The sequence below is a fragment of the Arthrobacter sp. HMSC08H08 genome (assembly GCF_001807575.1).
Classification (GTDB): domain Bacteria; phylum Actinomycetota; class Actinomycetes; order Actinomycetales; family Micrococcaceae; genus Pseudoglutamicibacter; species Pseudoglutamicibacter albus.
The window spans coordinates 55,517-73,351 of the sequence record NZ_KV789388.1; the positions used below are offsets into that span (position 1 = coordinate 55,517).

Genomic DNA, 17,835 nt, shown 5'->3' on the forward strand with positions numbered 1-17,835 from the left:
TCGTCTGGGTTAGTCCTCGTCTTGGTTGCGTTGGCCTGCACGCCAACGGATGCCGGCGTCGATGAACCCATCGATGTCGCCGTCCAGAACCGAACCGGTATTGCCGACCTCGTGGTTGGTGCGTAAGTCTTTGACCATCTGGTACGGGTGCAAAACATAGGAACGCATCTGGTCGCCCCAGGAAGCCTTGACGTCGCCCGCGAGTGCTTTCTTCTCCGCGGCTTCTTCTTCCTGTTTCAGCAGAAGCAACCGGGATTGCATAACCCGTAGTGCGGCGGCACGGTTCTGAATCTGGGATTTTTCGTTCTGCATTGAGACCACAATCCCGGTTGGGATGTGGGTCATCCGCACTGCGGAGTCGGTCGTGTTGACGGACTGCCCACCTGGGCCGGAGGAACGGAACACATCGATTTTGAGTTCGTTATCCGGGATTTCGATGTGGTCGGTGGTTTCGATGAGCGGGATCACCTCGACTGCCGCGAACGAGGTTTGGCGGCGGCCTTGGTTATCGAATGGTGAGATGCGTACGAGCCGGTGGGTTCCGGCTTCGACTGACAAGGTTCCGAACGCGTAGGGTTCGTTGACTTCGAAGGTCGCGGATTTCAAGCCGGCTTCCTCAGCATAGGAGGTGTCGGTGACTTTGGTTTTCCACCCGCGGCGTTCCGCATACCGTAGGTACATGCGCAACAGCATCTCGGCGAAGTCAGCCGCATCCACGCCTCCTGCTCCAGCGCGGATTGTGATGACTGCTTCGCGGGCATCGTAGTCCCCGTTAAGCAGGGTCATGATCTCCAGTTCGGAGAGTTTTTCTTTGATCTTGGCTAGCTCGGAGTCTGCGTCTTCTAACAGCTCCGGTTCGCCTTCTTCTTCCGCGAGTTCGATGAGGGTTTCGAAGTCATCGATGCGGGACCCCATGCCGGTGATGCGGCCGAGTTCAGCCTGCTTATGGGATAGAGCGGAAGTCACTTTCTGGGCTTCTTCGGGGTTATCCCACAAGTCGGGTGCAGCGGCTTCTTTTTCGAGTCTCTCGATCTCGGTTTGAAGCTGCTCTATGTCCGAGACCTCTTCAATCTCGTGAAGAGTATGTCGGAGGTCGCGGATCTCGGCGGCAAAATCAGTTGAAGACATAGTGTTTTCAAGTCTACCCGGCATGCAACTATGCCCACCTGAAGTTCAGGCCGGTACGGTATCGGTTTCAGGCCCATCCCGCGTCGGATCGCCCCGGTGGCTGAGTTAACGCATTTCCACCCGACTGAAGGAGTGGGTGTGTACGTGGGTGGTGCCGGGCAGCATGCCGCCTAGAATCGGGATCCTGGTGGTTGCGGACATGTTCACGTGGAGTGTGAGCGATTCTCCTTTGAATTCGATGTTGTCGATCCGCAGGTTATCCAGTTGGTCTGGCAGTGGGATGCGCCGTAGCTGCGCTTCGATGTCGGCGCGTGCGGCGGAAACATCCGGGTGGCCGGTTTCTTGAATCGCTTTGGCTTGGGATTTGCTCAAGACTGCGGAGCTTGTGACCGAGTCAGCGATCGAGGTGAGTTTCCGTTGAGAGATCGCGACGTGATTCAAAGCTGAGGTTACCGCGAGCACCGCGATGAGGAGCCCGAGCAGGCCCGCGACCATGACGGTGATGCGGCCTTCCTCCTCTGTTTTCGAGGCGGTCATTCGGCTCCTCCTATCAGCATCGAGGTCTCAGACTGTGCCTTCACTATCCCCCGGACGCCTTCGGGCAGGAAAGGTAGCGGAACGTCAACGTCCACGCGTGCAGTGATGAGTGAGCCTGGTCCGGGGCATTGCCCCGAGCATGTAAGGGTGAGCCGCGCATTGTCCGGGTTGATGCCGTAGCCGTGCATGACATCCGCGATCGCGTGTTCGGCTTGGGCACGTGTTCCAGGCGGACGCGCCCCAGGAGCATCTTGGTCCTGCGTGGAACCGTTGTTGGTCATGATGCGGGCGGCTTGATCGGATGCCGCGACCGCGGCGAGGTTGCCCGCCTGAACCATCGCGACTGCGATCATCAGATACATCAGCGGGATCGCAAGCAAGATCGCTAGACCAACGAATTCGATGATCGCGCTACCCCGATCCTGCCCCGCCGCCGTCTCGTTGGGTTCGTTGCATTCAAGCGCTGTGTTCTGCGTTGTGGCGGGCATTAGAACGTCGCTTTGGTTACAACCGCGTTGGTCGAGTATTCGAACGGCGCGGGCAGGAACCCTAGGATCGGTACGCGAACGGTAACGGTGACTTTGACTGCTGGCCCGTAGTCTCGGCTGATGAGTTCGGCATTGGCTTGTCCCATACCTGGCTGCAGTGATGAGTCCAGCAGTTCTTGAGCTCGTTGCGCTCCTGCGCCCGCTGATTGGTCCGGGAACGCGCCAAAGCGCGCCCCGTGGGTTGCTGCGTCTGCCGCCATGTTGCGCCAATGCAGGAACACCGCGAGCTGGATCATTCCGACGAATAAGAGCGCGACGAGTCCCATGATCATCGCTGTCTCTGCTACAGAGGAACCCCGCTCCGGATGCTCTTGGCCGCCTCCAGCGCCCGCCTCTTGGCTCTCACACATCACCATCACATGCCGCCGACCTTACCGATCGCATCGTTGAACAGCTTGATCAAAGCTGGGCCTGCGACCGCGTAGATCGCTGCAACCAGCAGAGCCGACATGAGAGTCACCAGAACCCAGCCTGGAACGTCACCGCGTTCACGGTCCTCATCGGGTGCTGCCCCGGCAATGAGTGCCGAGAACTTCACCAACGCGGCCGTGACGGCTGAACCCACCCGTGAACGAGCGAATTTGTTGTTCATGATTGATTCCTTTCACTTCTGAATACAACGTTTCTATACAGACATCGTGAGCAGGCTCAGCCCCGGGAACACTGCGAAAACCACGGAGAGCGGCAAGACACCAAACACCACGGGCAACAGCATCCCGAGCTCACGTTTGCCCGCTGTTTCCATAAGGTCTCGCCGAGCTGATTCCCGGGCATCTGCGGCTTGATCCCGTAAAACCGCGGCCAGAGGGGTTCCGCGCTCCGCCGCAACACTCACGGTGGATGCCCACCGTTGGACCGTGGTGCTCTCAAGTTCTGCCGCGAATTCAACGAGTGCTTCACCAACGTTTCCGTTCACGCGCATCTGGATCAGCATGTCGCGGATCCGCTCCCCCAATACGCCAGGGAACTGATTCCCTACCCGGGCGATTGCTGAACGCATGCCATCGCCTGCCGCAACGGCGAGCGCTACGAGTTCAATGAACTCTGGCCATTGCTCGATCGCGGCTCGTCGGCGTTGTTTGATGCGTTGGTTGACGCGGGTGTCTACGATCCAGGCGCCGGCGATTGCGCTTGCGATGACTGCGATGATCGCGGCGATGGGCTGGATGCTTTGCCGGGTGCTGAGCGCTATGAAGATGGTTCCGGCGGCCCCTGCCATGACGAGTGAGGCAATGAGCCTGTGTTGTTTGTGTTCGGCCACGCTGATGTCGAGGCCGGCGGCGGTGAGCATGGCCGCGATTTTCCGATCCCGCATCGCGATGTGTGGGCCAGCGGGGTACGTGCTGTTGCGGGTTGCGCTGTTGTATCGGGCCGCCCGTGCGGCTGATGACGAGAGGTATCTCAGTGGGTTGAGCACGCCCCAGCTCCATGGCCGGGGCGTACGGGCGCCGAACTGGGCCGCGATCCTGTCGCTGATCGGAAGGGTTCTACCTCGCAATATGAAATCGATGATGAATCCGATGCCGGCTAGGCCGGTGAGTGTGAGCAGGGCGCAAGCAATGAACAGGTTCAAGCGATCACCCGCTGAGGTTCAGGTAGGCGCGCAATCCGCATCATAATGCGGTAGCTCACCACAGCCACGAGCGCTCCGCCAAGCAGAACCATGAGCCCGACTGGTGTCGAGTACGCCTGCGCTACGCGTGGTTCGAGGCAGAGAACCAACAGGATGACCCACGGCGCGCAGATCGCCAGCCGTGCAGCGTTGACTGTCCACGACTGCCGAGCTTCGAGTTCCCCTCGCGTGCGCGCATCAGTGCGCAAGAAACCCGATAGCGTGGTGAGCATGACGCTGACATCGGCCCCACCCACCTCGCGGGTGAGTTTGACTGCGCTGATGATGCGGTCAGCCACAGGGTCAGCTAGTCGCTGCGCGAGCCGGTCGAGCGTTTCTTCCATGTTGGCGGTGACCTTGAGGTCCGCCGCATAGGCCCTAAACGCTGGCTGAAGCTCTTTCGGCCCCTCGAAACTCAATTGTGCCAGCGCTTCATTCAACGGTAACCCGGCACGCACCGCCGAACGCAGATGGTCCACGACATCAGGCCATGTCTCCCGCAAAGCCTTACTGCGTTGATCGGCTTTGTGCCGCAACCACCACGAAGGCAAGACCGCGGTGATCCCCGCGAGCACCAGCGACACCGTGAGAGTTGAGGTCACCAACAGATAGATGCCCGTGGCTACCACCACGATGCAACTACTAATGAGCAGAAACGTCACCGTGGTCACTTGCTGCAACCCGGCCCGGTCCATAGTCCGGCGCAACCTACTCACCGAGGTTAAGGACTTCTTCCCACCACGCGTTGGAAAACCGGACTGCCAAATCAGCAACAAGCCCAGCCCAAGCGTCAACCCAAGAATCGCGCTCATAGCCGCTCCACCAAAAACATGCGTGGATCGACCCCGCGGGCCGCGAAACGAGCGTGCGCCGGGTCAGCATCACGGTTCGGAAGCAGCTCACCGCGGGAACGCTTGAAAATCGTGGAAGTCTCGATAACTCCCTGCCCGTCCGAACCTTTGAGCATCACGATCTCCTCGACCCCGCGCTCGCCGGCTGGGGTGCGGTAGCAGTGCACCACCACGTGCATTGTCGATGCCACGGTCGGAACCACGAACTCTTGGGAGATATTTGCACCGGCAAGCAAAGGCAGGGAACACATTTTGCTGATTGCTTCTCGCGCCGAGTTCGCGTGGATCGTAGCCATCCCAGGCAGGCCTGCATTGAGGGCAAGCAATAAGTCGAAACTCTCAGCCTCTCGCACTTCCCCGACCATGATCCGGTCTGGCCGCATCCGCAACGCTTCCTTTACGAGCCGCCGTAGCGTGATCTCTCCGACTCCATCGAGGTTGGCTGGGCGGCACTGCATTCCGACCACGTCACGCAACGGGACCTTGAGTTCGAAGACTTCCTCTACAGTGATGACGCGTTCCCGCGCCCCGATCGAGGCGGAAAGCGCGTTCAGCATCGTGGTCTTTCCCGCGCCGGTTGCCCCGGACACCACGATGTTGAGCCCGGCTTGCACGCACGCGTCCAGAAACGCTGCCGCGCTGTTGCTGAGCGAGCCGAGCCGCACCATGTCGCTCAAACGATGGGCCTGAGCCACGAATTTACGGATGTTGACCATCCATGCTGAACGCGTGATGTCAGGGATCGCGATGTGAAGCCGGGAGCCGTCCGGCAATGCGGCGTCAACGAACGGGGAGGACAAATCGACGCGGCGGTTGGTTCCAGCCAGCATGCGGTCCACCAGCGAACGTAGCTCGTCCTGGGTCATCCTGACCGGGGTCAGCGACGCAACCCCGGAACGGGCAACGAACACCCTATCCGGGCCGTTAAGCCAGATCTCCTCAACCTCAGGATCGTCCATAAACACTTGCAACGGGCCAAGCCCGATGAGCGAATCAACGATGCGGCGCTCAACATCATCACGACGCTTCAACGGGGTCAGCGATTCCGTGAGCGTGCGCAGGTCATAGTCTTCAAGTGCCTGCGCTACCAGCGCGCGCACGTGTGCTGGAGCAGTCACCGGGTCTACCCCATCCCGGCGCATCTGCTGGCGAACATCACGTTCGATCATCGAAGCGATCTCACTCATGTTCCACCCCTCACGCGTGTTGTCTCATGTGATGTGAATCAGGGAATTCTTTTCAGCGAATCCTGTCTCGCTGAGTTTCATAGCGAATTCTTGTGGCGAATTTTTCTCAGTGTTTGATCTTGACCCTAAAAGCACACACGCACCGGTTGCAAGCACTAAATAGAAAGATGTGGATAACGGAGCTTATCCACACCAGAGCAACTCACAGGGAGCCCACAGCCGGTTCTTCAGTACGTTGTCTTCAACCACGGAAATTCAATGATTTCACCCAGGAGTTCCCCACCATGTTGCTGCTCGATCCACGAAACCCACGCGTATTTCAGCTTCCGGGTCTTCGGAAAGACGCCGCGCAATATCTGAAACATTTGCTCCTAGAAGACACAAACACCACCACCGGGCGCAGCAAGAATGCCTCACACCGGCACCGAGACACACTCCACCTCATCGTGGACTCAGGCCCCGACAGCGGAACCGTGTTCCCACTACCCCGCGGCGAATCCCTCATCGGCCGAGGACCAGGAAGAATCCAGCTCAACGACCCCACTACCTCCCGCGAACACGCACTGCTACGAGTGGACCCGACCGGCATCACCGTCACAGCACTCGATGGCGAGGTCACCATCAACGGCGAGCGCGTTTCCTCAGGTAGCAGTGCTCGCGGTGTTACTGATGCGGATACGGTGACGGTTGGTGACACGACGTTGCGGCTGGTGGTTGCTGTGCGGCGGCAGCGTGGTTCTGGGCCGTTGCCGCAGGGGCTTGATGTTTCGATGCAGGCTCCGCCGCGGTTCCCGTGGCTGGGTTTGGTGATGGCTATCGCGCCTTTGGGGATTGGGATTGTTCTTTGGGTCGCGTTGGGATCGTGGTTCATGATGGTTTTCGGTGCTTTGGGGGTTTTGACCGGATCATTTATGGTCGGGCAGAACATCGCGGACCGGCGGCGCTATCGCCGCACGCTACGGCAGCGAGCCTGGCAGCACATCGAGACTCTGCGCCGTCACGCGCCTACTCCCGCACGAATTGTCGCGTCGTGGCATCAGAGGTCTTCTCATCTCGGTTCACAACAGCAGGGCGCGAGGGGTGCGGCAGCGTGGAGCGGAGGGGCTTCGGCGAGCGCGCAGACACTTAGCCTACGTATCGGGAGTGTGCGCGAGCGACGTATTCGGCTGACGGTCAACGGTGAGCCAAGCAGTGTTGCGCTGTCCTCTAGGTTGCGGCGCAAGCCTGTTGTGTGGCCGGCGGTTGTGCATGTACAACCCGGCGCGACGGTGACGATCTGCGGGCCGCCTGCGCGTTGCCTTGGGGTGTTGAGCGCGGTCGTTGTGTCTTTCTTGGAGCGTGGAATACCTGCGGGGTGGGGCATGGTGTTGCCGGCTTCTTCGCGTTTACCTGCCCGTCTACTGGGTATAAATGGCGTGCGCTTCGATAGCGCAGTGAACTCTTATGAATGCCTGCTCATCCCGCCAGGCAGTGCGTTCCCCTCATCCGCCACGCATTCTCCTAGCGCAACGCACTCTCCTAGCGCAGCGCAGCCTTCAGGGGCAGCGCAGGGTTCAGGCGCGGTGCAGTCGGCGGTTACGGTGAAGCTTGAAACGCGTAGCTCTCTGGCCTCTGAGGGTGTCGCGTTGCCTGGTGATTGGGTTATTTCGTGCGCTGAGTCCAGTGCGGCTGGGCCACAAGCTGTGGTGCTGAGCGAGGGGACACGGCAGGATTTCTGCCCTGACACCATCAGCTTTGATGCGCTTGACCACGCGGCACTGACCTATCAACACAACAGTGGTTCGCAGCAGAGCGATGCTTCACAGCAGGGTGATGCTGCACAGCTGGGCGGCACGCCTGATATCGGTGGGTCACCCCACAGCAGCGGCGAGCCTCACAGTACCGATGAGCCTCACAGTACCGACGCACCCGTCGAAACCGCTGATGCCAGGTACGGTGTGGCCACCGATTTGGGGGTGACCTCAGCCGGTGCGCCGCTCGTTATTGATATCGTCAAGGACGGGCCGCATGCCCTCATCGCAGGAACCACGGGCTCGGGCAAGTCAGAACTTCTACGTTCGTGGGTGCTCGGGCTGGCTGACCGTTACTCCCCCGAAGAGCTACGGCTTGCGCTCGTCGATTTCAAAGGTGGAGCAACCTTCAGCGATCTTGAAGCGCTGCCGCACATCGAAACGTGCGTCACTGACCTTGACGGAAGTGAGATCTACCGGATCGTGGAGGCTCTGCGGGTCGAGCTGACCCGCCGTGAAGAACTGTTGAACGAGGCCTCAGTCGCAGACATTTCCGAGCTTGAGCATGCCCCGCCCCGGCTGATCCTGATGATTGACGAGTTCAGGATTCTCGCCCAAGACCACCCGAGCATCTTGACCGACATCATGCGTCTAGCCACGCTCGGGCGTGCATTAGGTCTGCATTTAGTCTTGGCCACCCAGCGGCCGCAGGGAATCGTGACTCCTGAGATCAAGGCGAACATTTCGCTCGTGATGTGCCTCAGGCTTGTGGACGCCGCTGATTCGATGTCACTCATCAATTCTCCCGCCGCCGCGCAGATACCGGCTTCGGAGCCTGGAAGCGTCATTATTTCTTCCTCCGGTAGCCCGTTGATTCATGGGCTCGTGGAGCCCACCAGCGACGCGCCACCCACGCTACGTGTCGGTGTCCTTGGCCCGCGGGTCACTGATATTTCAGCTCGCGAGGTGTGCGGCGGAGGGATACCTACGCTTGCTCAACGCCTGGAACGGATCCTTGCCCGGGCACCGCAGCAACTGTCCGACGCCCTCATTCCGCCACCTTTACCTGAGACAGTCTGCCCGCACGAGCTCTTCACAGCCAGATCCTCGCCGGATGCAGAGCTTCCGCTGGGGCTCATGAACACGCCCCAGGTGAGAATCACGGAGTTCGCGCCGCCGATGCCGTATTCGATCGGGATGTGCGGAGCCGATGGCAATGAAGACGCCACCGTCATCCGAGGCCTCGCCCACATTCTTGGAGGCAACGCAACTGATCTTGCTACCAACGCTGATCTTGCTGCCAAGACTGACCTTGCTACTAACGCTGCTCTTGATGGCAACACAAGTGGGCGCGGCCCTTCTGCCTCTTCGGTCATCGTGTTCGACGGCCTCGGACTACTGCGCTCAACCAAGCATGCGTGGGGCTGTTATGTCGGTCCCGACCAGACCAGCCTCGCAACAGAGGTGCTCCGAGAACTGAAAAACGGCCGCTTCCCGAACGCAACCGCCGATGCTCACGCGGGTGTCCCGCCAACGCTTTGGATCATCTCGCCACACAGCTGGTGGTCAGACCCATCCGAGCGCGCAGCAAACTACAGGGAGCACGCGGTACGGGAGCTCGCGCTCAAAGGCGAAATCGGGATCATCATCAACGGCGGGCGAGATCTCGCGACCTCACGGATCTTCACCACGCTCACCCACCGGATCTACCTGCCGTTCGCAGTCCCCGCTGAAGCCCGCCACATATGGCCCCGCATCCGACCCGTCCCCTCCTTACCAGGCCGCGGAGTGCTCAGTTCTGCCTCGCTGCCGGCCGACGGGCTGGCAATTCAACTACCAACCGCTGACACAGAACCACAACTGGCGGATAACCCCCACCGCTGGGATGAGAACCGCACCCCGCGCACCGTCACGCTCGGCGGTCTTACCCAGCCCACCCTAGAAAGATCAGCCCCGTCGCTGCATATCACCCTAATTCCCTCGCAGATTCCCGTGCTCGTGCAAGCCAGACCAGCCGGGCTAGTGATCGGCGCTGATGACCGTGCACGCAACACGCTCATCAATGCATGGTGCAGCGGCTATACGGTCGAGCGCATCGACCCTGAAGCAACCTCTCACGAGCCCGAAGAAGATCAGGAAGAAAAAACAATCTGGGTCATCGACAACGCTGAAGCGCTCAGCCCCAGCCTCATCTCGCTATGCCAACGCCGCATCAAGGACGGCAAACCCATCATCTTCGGCGCTAGCGCCCCCGCACGTTTGCCCTACCTCATGCCCTGGTGGCGCAGCACAGCACTAGGTACCCACACCATCGCTATCCCACCGTTGAACGGCAGCGACTACGAGCCTCTCGGGTGGAATCCACCCCTGGCCAGCACAACGCAGCCCGGCCACGTGCTGGTCAACATCAATCAAGCAACCTACAGGGCCATCGCCTCACACGTGCCGTAACGGGCTCACCTGTGCCGTAAAAGATGAGCAGGAACCAGCTAGAACACAGCGGACGCCCACCAACCGTGTTCGCAGGTTTCAGCGTGGGACGTCGTCGATGGAAAGGTACAAACGCGTGGCCGGGGAGAAAACCATCACCAATGCAACCGCGGCCGTGACCACCATCGCAAGCCCCAACCAGATACCGCCGCCGAACATCGCTCCGCCACCGGCGAGCGCTTGGGCACCAATGATGATCTGGAACAGCTGCCACACCACGATGATCGCGCGGGTGAACGCTTTACCTAAGTAATGCTGAACCGCTGTCACTAACAAACCCGCACCGGCCGCGGCAATCAGAACCAACATGAAGATGCGGCCCGGCATATTCAACGGGCCCGGCTGATTGAGGTTGACGATCGACATGATCAAAGCGGCCGCGACCCCCAAGACCTCCAACCCAAGCATCGCCACAGTCACTTTGACAGATGCAGGAGCAACCATGCGAACCTCACGAGGCTCCGCCTGGTTGGAAGAGTGCGCCTGCTGAGAAGAATCTGCCTGCTTGGAGCGTTTGGCGGGCTGGGAAGGCTGAGTCATCATGCCCAACATTCTAGGTCTGAGAACGTGCACCCATCGAACCTGGCACGGGAAACCGTCTTCCACATCTACATTTCGAACGTGTACGGATGGATAACGAAGGCCAACAGAATCTCAGCTCTTAGTGCACAAACGGTGATCAACGCCATACCAATTAGTGACTTTCAAGTAGCATTCACCCTTGTCTAGCTACCAACCCCGTGGGAAAATTGATGTCAGTACCTGATGTTGTAGACGCACCGGCCCACGTCATGTGGGCCGTCTTGTTTCTCCAGCATCGATGTAAACAAAACGAACAGCCTGCACTACCGATATGAAGACCGCAGGCACAACGAACATGTTGCGACACTGACGCAACAACACGGCGATCCCACGGAGCATCGTGGGCTGTCGCCACAGCAACCAAGGAGCATTCACCGCATGAGTTGGCGCGATAAAGCCGCTTGCCTGGAAAAAGACCCTGACCTCTTTTTCCCAGTCGGCAACACAGGTCCTGCACTCCTGCAGATCGAAGAAGCGAAGAGCGTGTGCCGCACCTGCTCGGTCATCGAACAATGCCTCTCGTGGGCAATGGAGACCGGCCAGGACGCCGGTGTGTGGGGCGGGCTCAGCGAAGACGAACGCCGCGCAATGAAGCGCCGCGCCGCACGCGCCCGCCGCGCATCCTAAACACTCAATATTCATACCCATGTGGGCGTCCGGACTAAACACCGGACGCCCGCATGTTTAACGCATCGCAATTTCAAGCACCCCAACTTCAAACCCGCCACCGCATCCAGCCCAGCGCATCCCGCCCACCGCTTCCAGCCCAGCGCCGCAACCAATCAAGAGTTGCGACTATCTCTGCGCGGCTCATCCCTTGGTCGTATACCCCGGGGTAATACGGCTCGTATAGTTCGAGGTGTGACTCCCCATGAGGGTGCGCTTGAATGGTTTCTGCTCTGCTTTCCCCTAAGATCGAGGTGTGACTATGCCAGGACGCCGCGACGTATTAGTTGGCGAAGTGCTCGATGATCGTTATCGCATCGAGCGCCGAGTTGCGCGCGGAGGCATGTCCACGGTGTATTTGGGTACGGATTTGAAGCTGCGCCGCCAGGTCGCGTTGAAGGTTTTGCATCCGCACCTTGCCGAAACCAAGGAATCCGTTGAACGCTTCGAGGCGGAAGCGATCTCGGCAGCGCGGTTGAGTGACCCCAACGTTGTCAATGTCTATGACCAAGGGGTTGACGGTTCCGAAGCCTACCTCGTCATGGAGTATGTTCCGGGCGTGACGTTGCGTGATGTCATGCGGACCCAGGGCGCGATGGCTCCGCGAGCAGCGCTTGAAGTCATGGAAGCGATCCTCTCCGGCCTCGCTGCCGCGCATGAAGCGAACATGGTGCACCGTGACATCAAGCCTGAGAACGTTCTTATCTCAGCGGATGGCCGCATCAAACTCGCAGATTTCGGTCTTTCCCGGGCCGCAAGCGAACACACCGCTACCGGCGGGCTGGTCGGCACTGTCGCTTATGTCTCCCCCGAGTTGGTGACCGGGCGCGGCGCAGATGAACGCACCGACATTTATGCGTGCGGCATTCTGCTGTATGAGCTTTTGACGGGACGGCAACCCTACACCGGGGAGACGGCGTGGGATGTAGCGATGCGCCACGTCAACGAGACGGTTCCCGCGCCATCGGTCACAGTGCCGGAACTGAACGAGGACTTCGATTATCTGGTTGCGTGGGCCACCGAGCAGCAACCAGATAAACGCCCGACCCACGCCGGGGATTTCCTCAACGCGTTGCGCCACGTGGAGCGTCACCTTTCAGAAGAGGACCTCGACTTAGGTGATGAACCGGTCACCCTGCATGATCTGGTGGTCGCTACACAGAACCTGTTGGCCCGCACCCGCCCGAGCGAAGACGAACTGACTGACGCCGGGGACGCCGCTGGAGCTAAGCACCTAGCGCAGAACAGTCACCAAGCGCAGAGCAGTGACGACGATGCGGCGGATAACGATGCGCCGACAACCTACGTTCCGCTTCCGCACGATGAAGGAACATCGGTTGTCACGCCACCTCCGCCAGATTCGGATACGACTGTGGTTCCGGAGGGCGGGATCCCGCATCATCAGCTGAGTTTGCCTGATGACACCCAATCGCACGAGATCAGGCCGGGTTCCTTCGAAAGTAACGAATCCGGTTCCGTAGCAGGTGCGGGTGCTTCCGCGGTTAAGACGGGACCACGCACGGGGCGCGCGGCACGCAAACCATCTGAATCCGTGTCCCGGCCGGGAACCAAACGGAAGGCTTGGTTCATCGCGCTCATCGTCTTCATTTTGGTCTTGGGTGCCGGCCTGGGTGCGTGGTGGTTCGGTTCCGGACCGGGCGCTGAAGTAGTGGTGCCTGATCTGAGGAACCAGACGGAAGCCAGTGCGGTATCCCAGCTTGACGAAGTCGGGACCCACGCGAACACGAGCGAGGACTACTCGGCCACGGTCGCGAAAGGCAAGGTCATAGCTACTGACCCAAAAGCCGGTGAGTCGGTCCGCCGGTACCAGGGAGTGAACCTGGTGATTTCGCGCGGACCGAGGATGGTGAGCGTCCCGAACCTCAACGGTCTGGACCGTAAAGCTGCACAAGCTCAGCTGGAGGAAGCCAATCTCAAGCTCGGTAAGGTGACCGAACGCCACAACGAAGCCAAAGCCGGCAAGATCATTGAACAATCTGAGGAGTTCGGCTCAAGCATCGCGGAAGCCTCAAAGATCGATGTGGTGGTGTCGTCCGGCCCTGCCCCTGTCGAGATCCCGCGTGTGCAGGGCCGCAACGAGTCCGATGCGAAAGATCTCCTCGAAGCCGCAGGTTTCACTGTGGTGGTCGGTGAAGCGGAGTTCTCTGACACCTACGAGGAAGGTGCGGTAATCCGCACCTCCCCTAATGGTGGCGAGAAAGTGGAACGTGGTAGCGAAATCGAGATGGTCGTCTCGAAGGGCCCTGACCTGGTAGAGGTCCCGAATGTGAGGTTCAAGAGCACGGACGAAGCCCGGCAGATCCTCGAAGACGCCGGATTCGAAGTGTCCGTTGAGGAAGGTTCCTTCGGTACAGTCCTCGATAACGTGGTGCAACAACGTCCGCGGGCCGGTGAGATGCTCAAGCGCGGCTCAACCGTTGTGATCGGCGTCGTCTAGCCCTCACGCCGTGTAGCTCTCCTCAGCCGTCTTGCCCTCAGCTGTCTTGCCCCTCAGCCGTTGAAGACCGGCGCCGGCTACTGACTTACAGCCGGGTTGCGGCCTCGATGGCGAGGTCGAGTGCGATGCCGCGGGAGGCTTTCCCCCAGCCGCGTGGGTCGTGCTGGTCGAGGTCGGCGAGCGAGTCAGCCGTGTAGAGCAACTGTCCGTAGGTTGCGCCGCGGAAGCGGGATACTGCCGCGAGCGCTGAGCATTCCATGTCCACGACGTCGCATCCGGCTGCTCGGCGGCGTTCGATGATCGCCGGAGTTTCACGCAGGAACCCGTCGGTGGTCCATACGGTGACCCGTTCCCCGGCACGGTTCTGAGCCGCAAGTGCCGCCTCAACAGCTTCAATGCCGGCGGCATCGAGGTCAATCCAGTCTTCAGCTGGCAAGTATTTGAAGCTCGTTCCCTCGTCGCGCAGCGCACGCTCCGGGATGAAGAACACGTTCTCTTCTTGAGTGTCGAGCGCCCCGCAGCTACCCACTGCAATGATTTTGTTAGCGCCTAGCGCCACACCGAATTCGAGGTTCTGTGTTGCCGCGGATGCCCCCAGCGGAGCTAACACTACGCCGACTTCTACCCCGTTGTGTTCGGTGACCCAGTACGGGTAGTCGCGGGTGATCGAATCCAGCTCAACCCGGCATTCCCAGCCGCGTTCGTGCGCGAACTCGTCCACGGTGGGCCCCAGGAAAGCAAGCACGAGTCTCTCCGGTAGCGTGTTGGGGGCGTAGTCAGCCCGCCAGAACCCGCTGATGAGGTCGTTACGGTCCTCATCGCGATCAAACAGGGCGTACGGGCCGGTTATGAGACCGGTCTGGGTGTTCTTCTCGCTCATGGTTCCCTTCCTCTGCCCCTCTTGTGAGCTCAGCTTGCGTGTTCGGCTCGTGTTCGGCTCGTGTTGTTCGGTTCTACGGCTACGGGTTAACGGTGCGCTAGGCCATTGGCTACCTGGAACGCTAGTTCAAGGGATTGCGAATGGTTCAAGCGTGGATCACATACGGTTTCGTAGAGGTCATCGAACTGGTCTTCCCGGATCGGGTCTGCCCCGCCGAGGCATTCAGCTACGTCATCGCCAGTCATTTCGATGTGGAGACCGCCTGGCACGGTCCCGAGCGACTGGTGCACTTCGAAGAAACCCTTGACTTCGTCCATAACGTCTTCCACGCGGCGGGTCTTGTAGCCGTTGGAGCTGGTCACGGTGTTGCCGTGCATCGGGTCGGTGATCCACAAAACGTCTTCGCCAGCGTTCTTGACCGCTTCCACGATGGGTGGGAGCTTTTCGCGGATGTTGGTGGCCCCCATGCGGGTGATGAACGTCAAGCGGCCTGGGATGCGCTTGGGGTTGAGTTTCTCGATCAAACGTAGCGCGTCCTCCCCTGTGGAGGTGGGGCCAAGTTTGACTCCGAGCGGGTTTTCAACGTGTGAGAGGAAATCGACGTGCGCGCCGTCGATCTCGCGGGTGCGTTCACCGATCCACAGGAAGTGGGCGCTGGTCGCGTATGGGTTGCCGGTACGGGAATCGGTGCGGGTCAGCGCGCGTTCGTAGTCCAGTAGGAGCGCTTCGTGTGCCGCGTAGAAGTCTGTGCGCCGTAGCGCTTCGAAATCGGCTCCGCATGCATCCATGAAACGCACGGCACGGTCGATTTCTGCGGCGAGTTCTTCGTATTCCTGGTAGGCGGGGTTGGTCATGAAGCCACGGTTCCAGGAATGCACTGAACGTAGGTCAGCGAAACCCCCTTGTGTGAACGCGCGGATCAGGTTGAGGGTAGCGGCTGCAGTGTTGTAGGCCGTCACCATGCGCATCGGGTCTGGTTTGCGTGCTTCTTCAGTGAATTCGAAACCGTTGACGATCTCGCCCCGAAAGGTTGGCAGGGTCACCCCGTCGCGGGTTTCGGTCGAAGATGAGCGTGGTTTAGCGAATTGGCCTGCCATGCGCCCCATCTTCAGTACCGGCATTTGCGCACCATAGGTGAGGACCACGGCCATCTGCAGGATGGTTTTGACGCGGGCTTGGATTTTGTCTGCGGTTGCGCCGGCGAATGTTTCGGCACAGTCCCCGCCTTGCAACACGAACATTTCGCCGCGGGTTGCTCGCGCCAGTTGGTCGCGTAGCGCATCGACTTCGCCTGCGAAGACCAGCGGCGGCTTATTTCCGAGTTCAGCAACGGCACGTGCGTGGGTTTCGGTGCCCGCCCAGTCTGGTTGCTGTTTGATCGGTAGCGAACGCCACCGGTCCAGGGCCGGGTTAGCGGCCGGGCCTGTTTGGGATCCAGCGTCAGGGAATGTGGCGTTTGTCTGCATTTCTCTAGTCTACGGAGCCGAGTGGTGCGGGCATAAAGTCTTGCGTTCTAGGCGTAATACAGTCAACGCCTAGGGCACGCCGGTAGTGTGTCCACTAGCCACTCATGTCCGATGCATTTTCCAGAAAGGGCCATTGATGGGGACTCAGAATCACGGCGCTGTCCAGGGTCACGATGCCACGCACGATCACGGCGCTGTCCACGGTCACGATGCCACCCAGAGCCGCGGCGTTGCGCAGGGGCACAACGGCGTTGCGCGGGGGCAGTTCGTTGCCGGTACGAGCGGTGTGGGTGTCCTGTTGATTCATGGGTTCACGTCTAATCCGGCATGCATGGGCGATTGGGGCAAGACCCTTCAGGATGCTGGGCACACTGTTTCTATGCCCCTCCTTCCCGGCCACGGTACGCGCTGGCAGGATCTTGAGTCGGTGACCGTTGATGATTGGTGCCAGGCGGTGGAGAACGCTTACGATGCTTTGGCCGCTGAGTGCCATGCCGTTGCGGTGGGCGGCTTGTCGATGGGCGGGACGTTGACGGCTTATCTGGGTGCGGTGCGCCGCCCGGATCACTTGTTTTTTGTGAACCCTGCGTTCACGTATCCACCTATGGCTTCGTTTGCGGGCGTCATGAAGAGGTTTTTGCCTACGGTTGGCTCAATCGGGGGTGACGTCCGCAAAGAGGGCGTTTCTGAGACCGCTTATGAACGGGTGCCTGTGACCGCGGTGGATCAGATGACGCGTTTGGTGGCCCGCACCCGTCGCATGTTGCCTGGGGTGGATGCCCCGATCACGTTGTTCCGTTCGACCGTGGATCATATTATTCCGGATTCGTCGGTGAGGGTCTTCTACCGTGGCCTTCAGTCTCGTGTGCGTGATCAGGTGCGTTACGTTGAACTCCGCAACAGCTATCACGTAGCTACGTTGGATGAGGATGCCCCGCTGATCTTCTCGACGTCCCGAGATGAGGTTGATGAGATCGCTCAGCGTTTGCGTGCTTCTGGCGGCAAGCACAATTCTGGCGGCAAGCATGATGCAGTAACGAATACCGCGAAGGGTGTGTGAGTTGCGGTGAAGGAACGCCGTGATGACGATGCGGAGTGGGCTGATCTTGTAGCTCGCCTCGAGGCCATGGACCCGGGCGTAACAGATGCTGAAGCGCAGGCACAGCGGAAATCCGAGGAACTCGAGGATTTCTTCGCCTCTCAGCCGTTCTATCCCACCAGAAAGGCTGACGCTGATTCCACGGCTGAGCCTCCCTCCGAACCTAGCTCCGCTGTTCATTCTGCCGGCTCCGGTGCTCACCTTGCAGGTCCGCGGGATTGGTCTCCGATAGAGGATGCCGCTGGGTGGGGTGAGGACACTGATTATGTTCCTGAAGATCCGCCGTCGATTTTCTCTGGACGTCCAGACAGGGTTCTGGCGTGGTCCGTTGTGGTGGCCTTGCCGCTTGTAATACTCCTGCTGGTCATGTTCAAGGTGAGTATCGCGCCTTTCATGTGGTGGGTTTTCATCGCCGGTGAACTGGGTGCCTTGTTGTATTTGGGCTGGACGTTGCCGCGGCATCCTCGTGATCCATGGGATGACGGGGCGCGTGTTTAGCGATCTAAGAGACACCTGGTTACGCATGGGTAGGGGCAATGGCATAAAGTAGTAGGTAGCCAAAGTGATGCACATCACATTTGAGGTGGTGTGGCTCGTCCCG

Annotated in this window: 17 protein-coding genes; 5 read left to right on the top strand and 12 right to left on the bottom strand. The window is 59.9% G+C overall.

What is annotated here, in order from left to right:
* Positions 1-9 precede the first annotated feature (9 nt).
* The 8 genes from prfB to HMPREF3175_RS04825 all read right to left on the bottom strand — a co-directional run bounded on the left by prfB (position 10) and on the right by HMPREF3175_RS04825 (position 5,863).
* On the bottom strand, positions 10-1,128 hold the full coding sequence (gene prfB, locus HMPREF3175_RS04790) for a peptide chain release factor 2 (protein ID WP_035757595.1): 1,119 nt from the start codon (positions 1,126-1,128) through the stop codon (positions 10-12).
* 105 nt (positions 1,129-1,233) lie between these two features.
* Positions 1,234-1,665: a hypothetical protein gene (locus HMPREF3175_RS04795; RefSeq protein WP_035757592.1), complete on the bottom strand. Its 432-nt coding sequence runs from the start codon at positions 1,663-1,665 to the stop codon at positions 1,234-1,236.
* Positions 1,662-2,153 carry a hypothetical protein gene (locus HMPREF3175_RS04800; protein WP_052048676.1) on the bottom strand — a complete coding sequence of 164 codons (492 nt, stop codon included), beginning with the start codon at positions 2,151-2,153 and terminating at the stop codon, positions 1,662-1,664. Before HMPREF3175_RS04800 ends, HMPREF3175_RS04795 begins: the two co-directional genes overlap by 4 nt.
* Entirely contained in the window at positions 2,153-2,563 is a 411-nt protein-coding gene (locus tag HMPREF3175_RS04805; protein WP_070490981.1) for a TadE family protein, read from the bottom strand. The genes HMPREF3175_RS04800 and HMPREF3175_RS04805 overlap by 1 nt, the downstream gene beginning before the upstream one ends.
* A 5-nt stretch (positions 2,564-2,568) precedes the next feature.
* A complete protein-coding gene (locus HMPREF3175_RS04810; protein WP_035757590.1) occupies positions 2,569-2,805 on the bottom strand; it encodes a hypothetical protein in 237 nt (78 codons plus the stop codon).
* Between the two features lie 33 nt (positions 2,806-2,838).
* On the bottom strand, positions 2,839-3,630 hold the full coding sequence (locus HMPREF3175_RS04815; RefSeq protein WP_141742467.1) for a type II secretion system F family protein: 792 nt from the start codon (positions 3,628-3,630) through the stop codon (positions 2,839-2,841).
* Between the two features lie 152 nt (positions 3,631-3,782).
* Complete coding sequence (locus HMPREF3175_RS04820; RefSeq protein WP_070490914.1) at positions 3,783-4,637, bottom strand: type II secretion system F family protein; 855 nt, start codon at positions 4,635-4,637, stop codon at positions 3,783-3,785.
* Entirely contained in the window at positions 4,634-5,863 is a 1,230-nt protein-coding gene (locus HMPREF3175_RS04825; RefSeq protein ID WP_070490916.1) for a TadA family conjugal transfer-associated ATPase, read from the bottom strand. The genes HMPREF3175_RS04820 and HMPREF3175_RS04825 overlap by 4 nt, the downstream gene beginning before the upstream one ends.
* A 446-nt stretch (positions 5,864-6,309) precedes the next feature.
* Between HMPREF3175_RS04825 and HMPREF3175_RS04830 the strand changes: the two genes are divergently transcribed.
* Positions 6,310-10,044 (top strand): FtsK/SpoIIIE domain-containing protein, encoded by a 3,735-nt coding sequence (locus tag HMPREF3175_RS04830; protein ID WP_176745128.1) that lies wholly within the window; start codon positions 6,310-6,312, stop codon positions 10,042-10,044.
* A gap of 78 nt (positions 10,045-10,122) precedes the next feature.
* Here the strand turns inward: HMPREF3175_RS04830 and HMPREF3175_RS04835 are convergent, their stop codons facing one another.
* The gene (locus tag HMPREF3175_RS04835) at positions 10,123-10,626 is read right to left on the bottom strand and encodes a hypothetical protein (protein WP_035757581.1); all 504 of its coding nucleotides are present in this window, start codon (positions 10,624-10,626) and stop codon (positions 10,123-10,125) included.
* A gap of 417 nt (positions 10,627-11,043) precedes the next feature.
* Here HMPREF3175_RS04835 and HMPREF3175_RS04840 point away from each other — a divergent pair, with 417 nt between their 5' ends.
* Entirely contained in the window at positions 11,044-11,292 is a 249-nt protein-coding gene (locus HMPREF3175_RS04840) for a WhiB family transcriptional regulator (protein WP_035757578.1), read from the top strand.
* Positions 11,293-11,593: 301 nt separating this feature from the next.
* Positions 11,594-13,789, top strand: a complete 2,196-nt coding sequence (locus tag HMPREF3175_RS04845; RefSeq protein ID WP_070490920.1) for a Stk1 family PASTA domain-containing Ser/Thr kinase — start codon at positions 11,594-11,596, stop codon at positions 13,787-13,789.
* 85 nt (positions 13,790-13,874) lie between these two features.
* Here HMPREF3175_RS04845 and HMPREF3175_RS04850 read toward each other — a convergent pair whose 3' ends face one another.
* The 3 genes from HMPREF3175_RS04850 to HMPREF3175_RS10470 all read right to left on the bottom strand — a co-directional run bounded on the left by HMPREF3175_RS04850 (position 13,875) and on the right by HMPREF3175_RS10470 (position 16,442).
* Positions 13,875-14,669, bottom strand: coding sequence for a nucleoside phosphorylase (locus HMPREF3175_RS04850; protein WP_070490922.1), 795 nt, complete (start codon positions 14,667-14,669; stop codon positions 13,875-13,877).
* 86 nt (positions 14,670-14,755) lie between these two features.
* Complete coding sequence (locus HMPREF3175_RS04855) at positions 14,756-16,135, bottom strand: class II 3-deoxy-7-phosphoheptulonate synthase (RefSeq protein ID WP_035757569.1); 1,380 nt, start codon at positions 16,133-16,135, stop codon at positions 14,756-14,758.
* Positions 16,136-16,229: 94 nt separating this feature from the next.
* Positions 16,230-16,442, bottom strand: a complete 213-nt coding sequence (locus tag HMPREF3175_RS10470; protein WP_256276283.1) for a hypothetical protein — start codon at positions 16,440-16,442, stop codon at positions 16,230-16,232.
* 24 nt (positions 16,443-16,466) lie between these two features.
* On the opposite strand from HMPREF3175_RS10470, the gene HMPREF3175_RS04860 reads away from it, so the two are divergent.
* Positions 16,467-17,195: an alpha/beta hydrolase gene (locus HMPREF3175_RS04860; RefSeq protein ID WP_256276282.1), complete on the top strand. Its 729-nt coding sequence runs from the start codon at positions 16,467-16,469 to the stop codon at positions 17,193-17,195.
* Positions 17,196-17,201: 6 nt separating this feature from the next.
* Positions 17,202-17,732: a hypothetical protein gene (locus tag HMPREF3175_RS04865; protein WP_070490925.1), complete on the top strand. Its 531-nt coding sequence runs from the start codon at positions 17,202-17,204 to the stop codon at positions 17,730-17,732.
* Positions 17,733-17,835: the final 103 nt, after the last annotated feature.

Bases quoted from the DNA above. Each gene is read 5' to 3' on its own strand.
- HMPREF3175_RS04810 (WP_035757590.1), bottom strand. From the start codon at position 2,805: ATGAACAACAAATTCGCTCGTTCACGGGTGGGTTCAGCCGTCACGGCC.
- HMPREF3175_RS04835 (WP_035757581.1), bottom strand. From the start codon at position 10,626: ATGATGACTCAGCCTTCCCAGCCCGCCAAACGCTCCAAGCAGGCAGAT.
- HMPREF3175_RS10470 (WP_256276283.1), bottom strand. From the start codon at position 16,442: ATGAATCAACAGGACACCCACACCGCTCGTACCGGCAACGAACTGCCC.
- HMPREF3175_RS04825 (WP_070490916.1), bottom strand. From the start codon at position 5,863: ATGAGTGAGATCGCTTCGATGATCGAACGTGATGTTCGCCAGCAGATG.
- HMPREF3175_RS04820 (WP_070490914.1), bottom strand. From the start codon at position 4,637: ATGAGCGCGATTCTTGGGTTGACGCTTGGGCTGGGCTTGTTGCTGATT.
- HMPREF3175_RS04845 (WP_070490920.1), top strand. From the start codon at position 11,594: ATGCCAGGACGCCGCGACGTATTAGTTGGCGAAGTGCTCGATGATCGT.
- HMPREF3175_RS04840 (WP_035757578.1), top strand. From the start codon at position 11,044: ATGAGTTGGCGCGATAAAGCCGCTTGCCTGGAAAAAGACCCTGACCTC.
- HMPREF3175_RS04855 (WP_035757569.1), bottom strand. From the start codon at position 16,135: ATGCAGACAAACGCCACATTCCCTGACGCTGGATCCCAAACAGGCCCG.
- HMPREF3175_RS04805 (WP_070490981.1), bottom strand. From the start codon at position 2,563: ATGTGTGAGAGCCAAGAGGCGGGCGCTGGAGGCGGCCAAGAGCATCCG.
- HMPREF3175_RS04795 (WP_035757592.1), bottom strand. From the start codon at position 1,665: ATGACCGCCTCGAAAACAGAGGAGGAAGGCCGCATCACCGTCATGGTC.
- HMPREF3175_RS04860 (WP_256276282.1), top strand. From the start codon at position 16,467: ATGGGCGATTGGGGCAAGACCCTTCAGGATGCTGGGCACACTGTTTCT.
- HMPREF3175_RS04800 (WP_052048676.1), bottom strand. From the start codon at position 2,153: ATGCCCGCCACAACGCAGAACACAGCGCTTGAATGCAACGAACCCAAC.
- prfB (WP_035757595.1), bottom strand. From the start codon at position 1,128: ATGTCTTCAACTGATTTTGCCGCCGAGATCCGCGACCTCCGACATACT.
- HMPREF3175_RS04850 (WP_070490922.1), bottom strand. From the start codon at position 14,669: ATGAGCGAGAAGAACACCCAGACCGGTCTCATAACCGGCCCGTACGCC.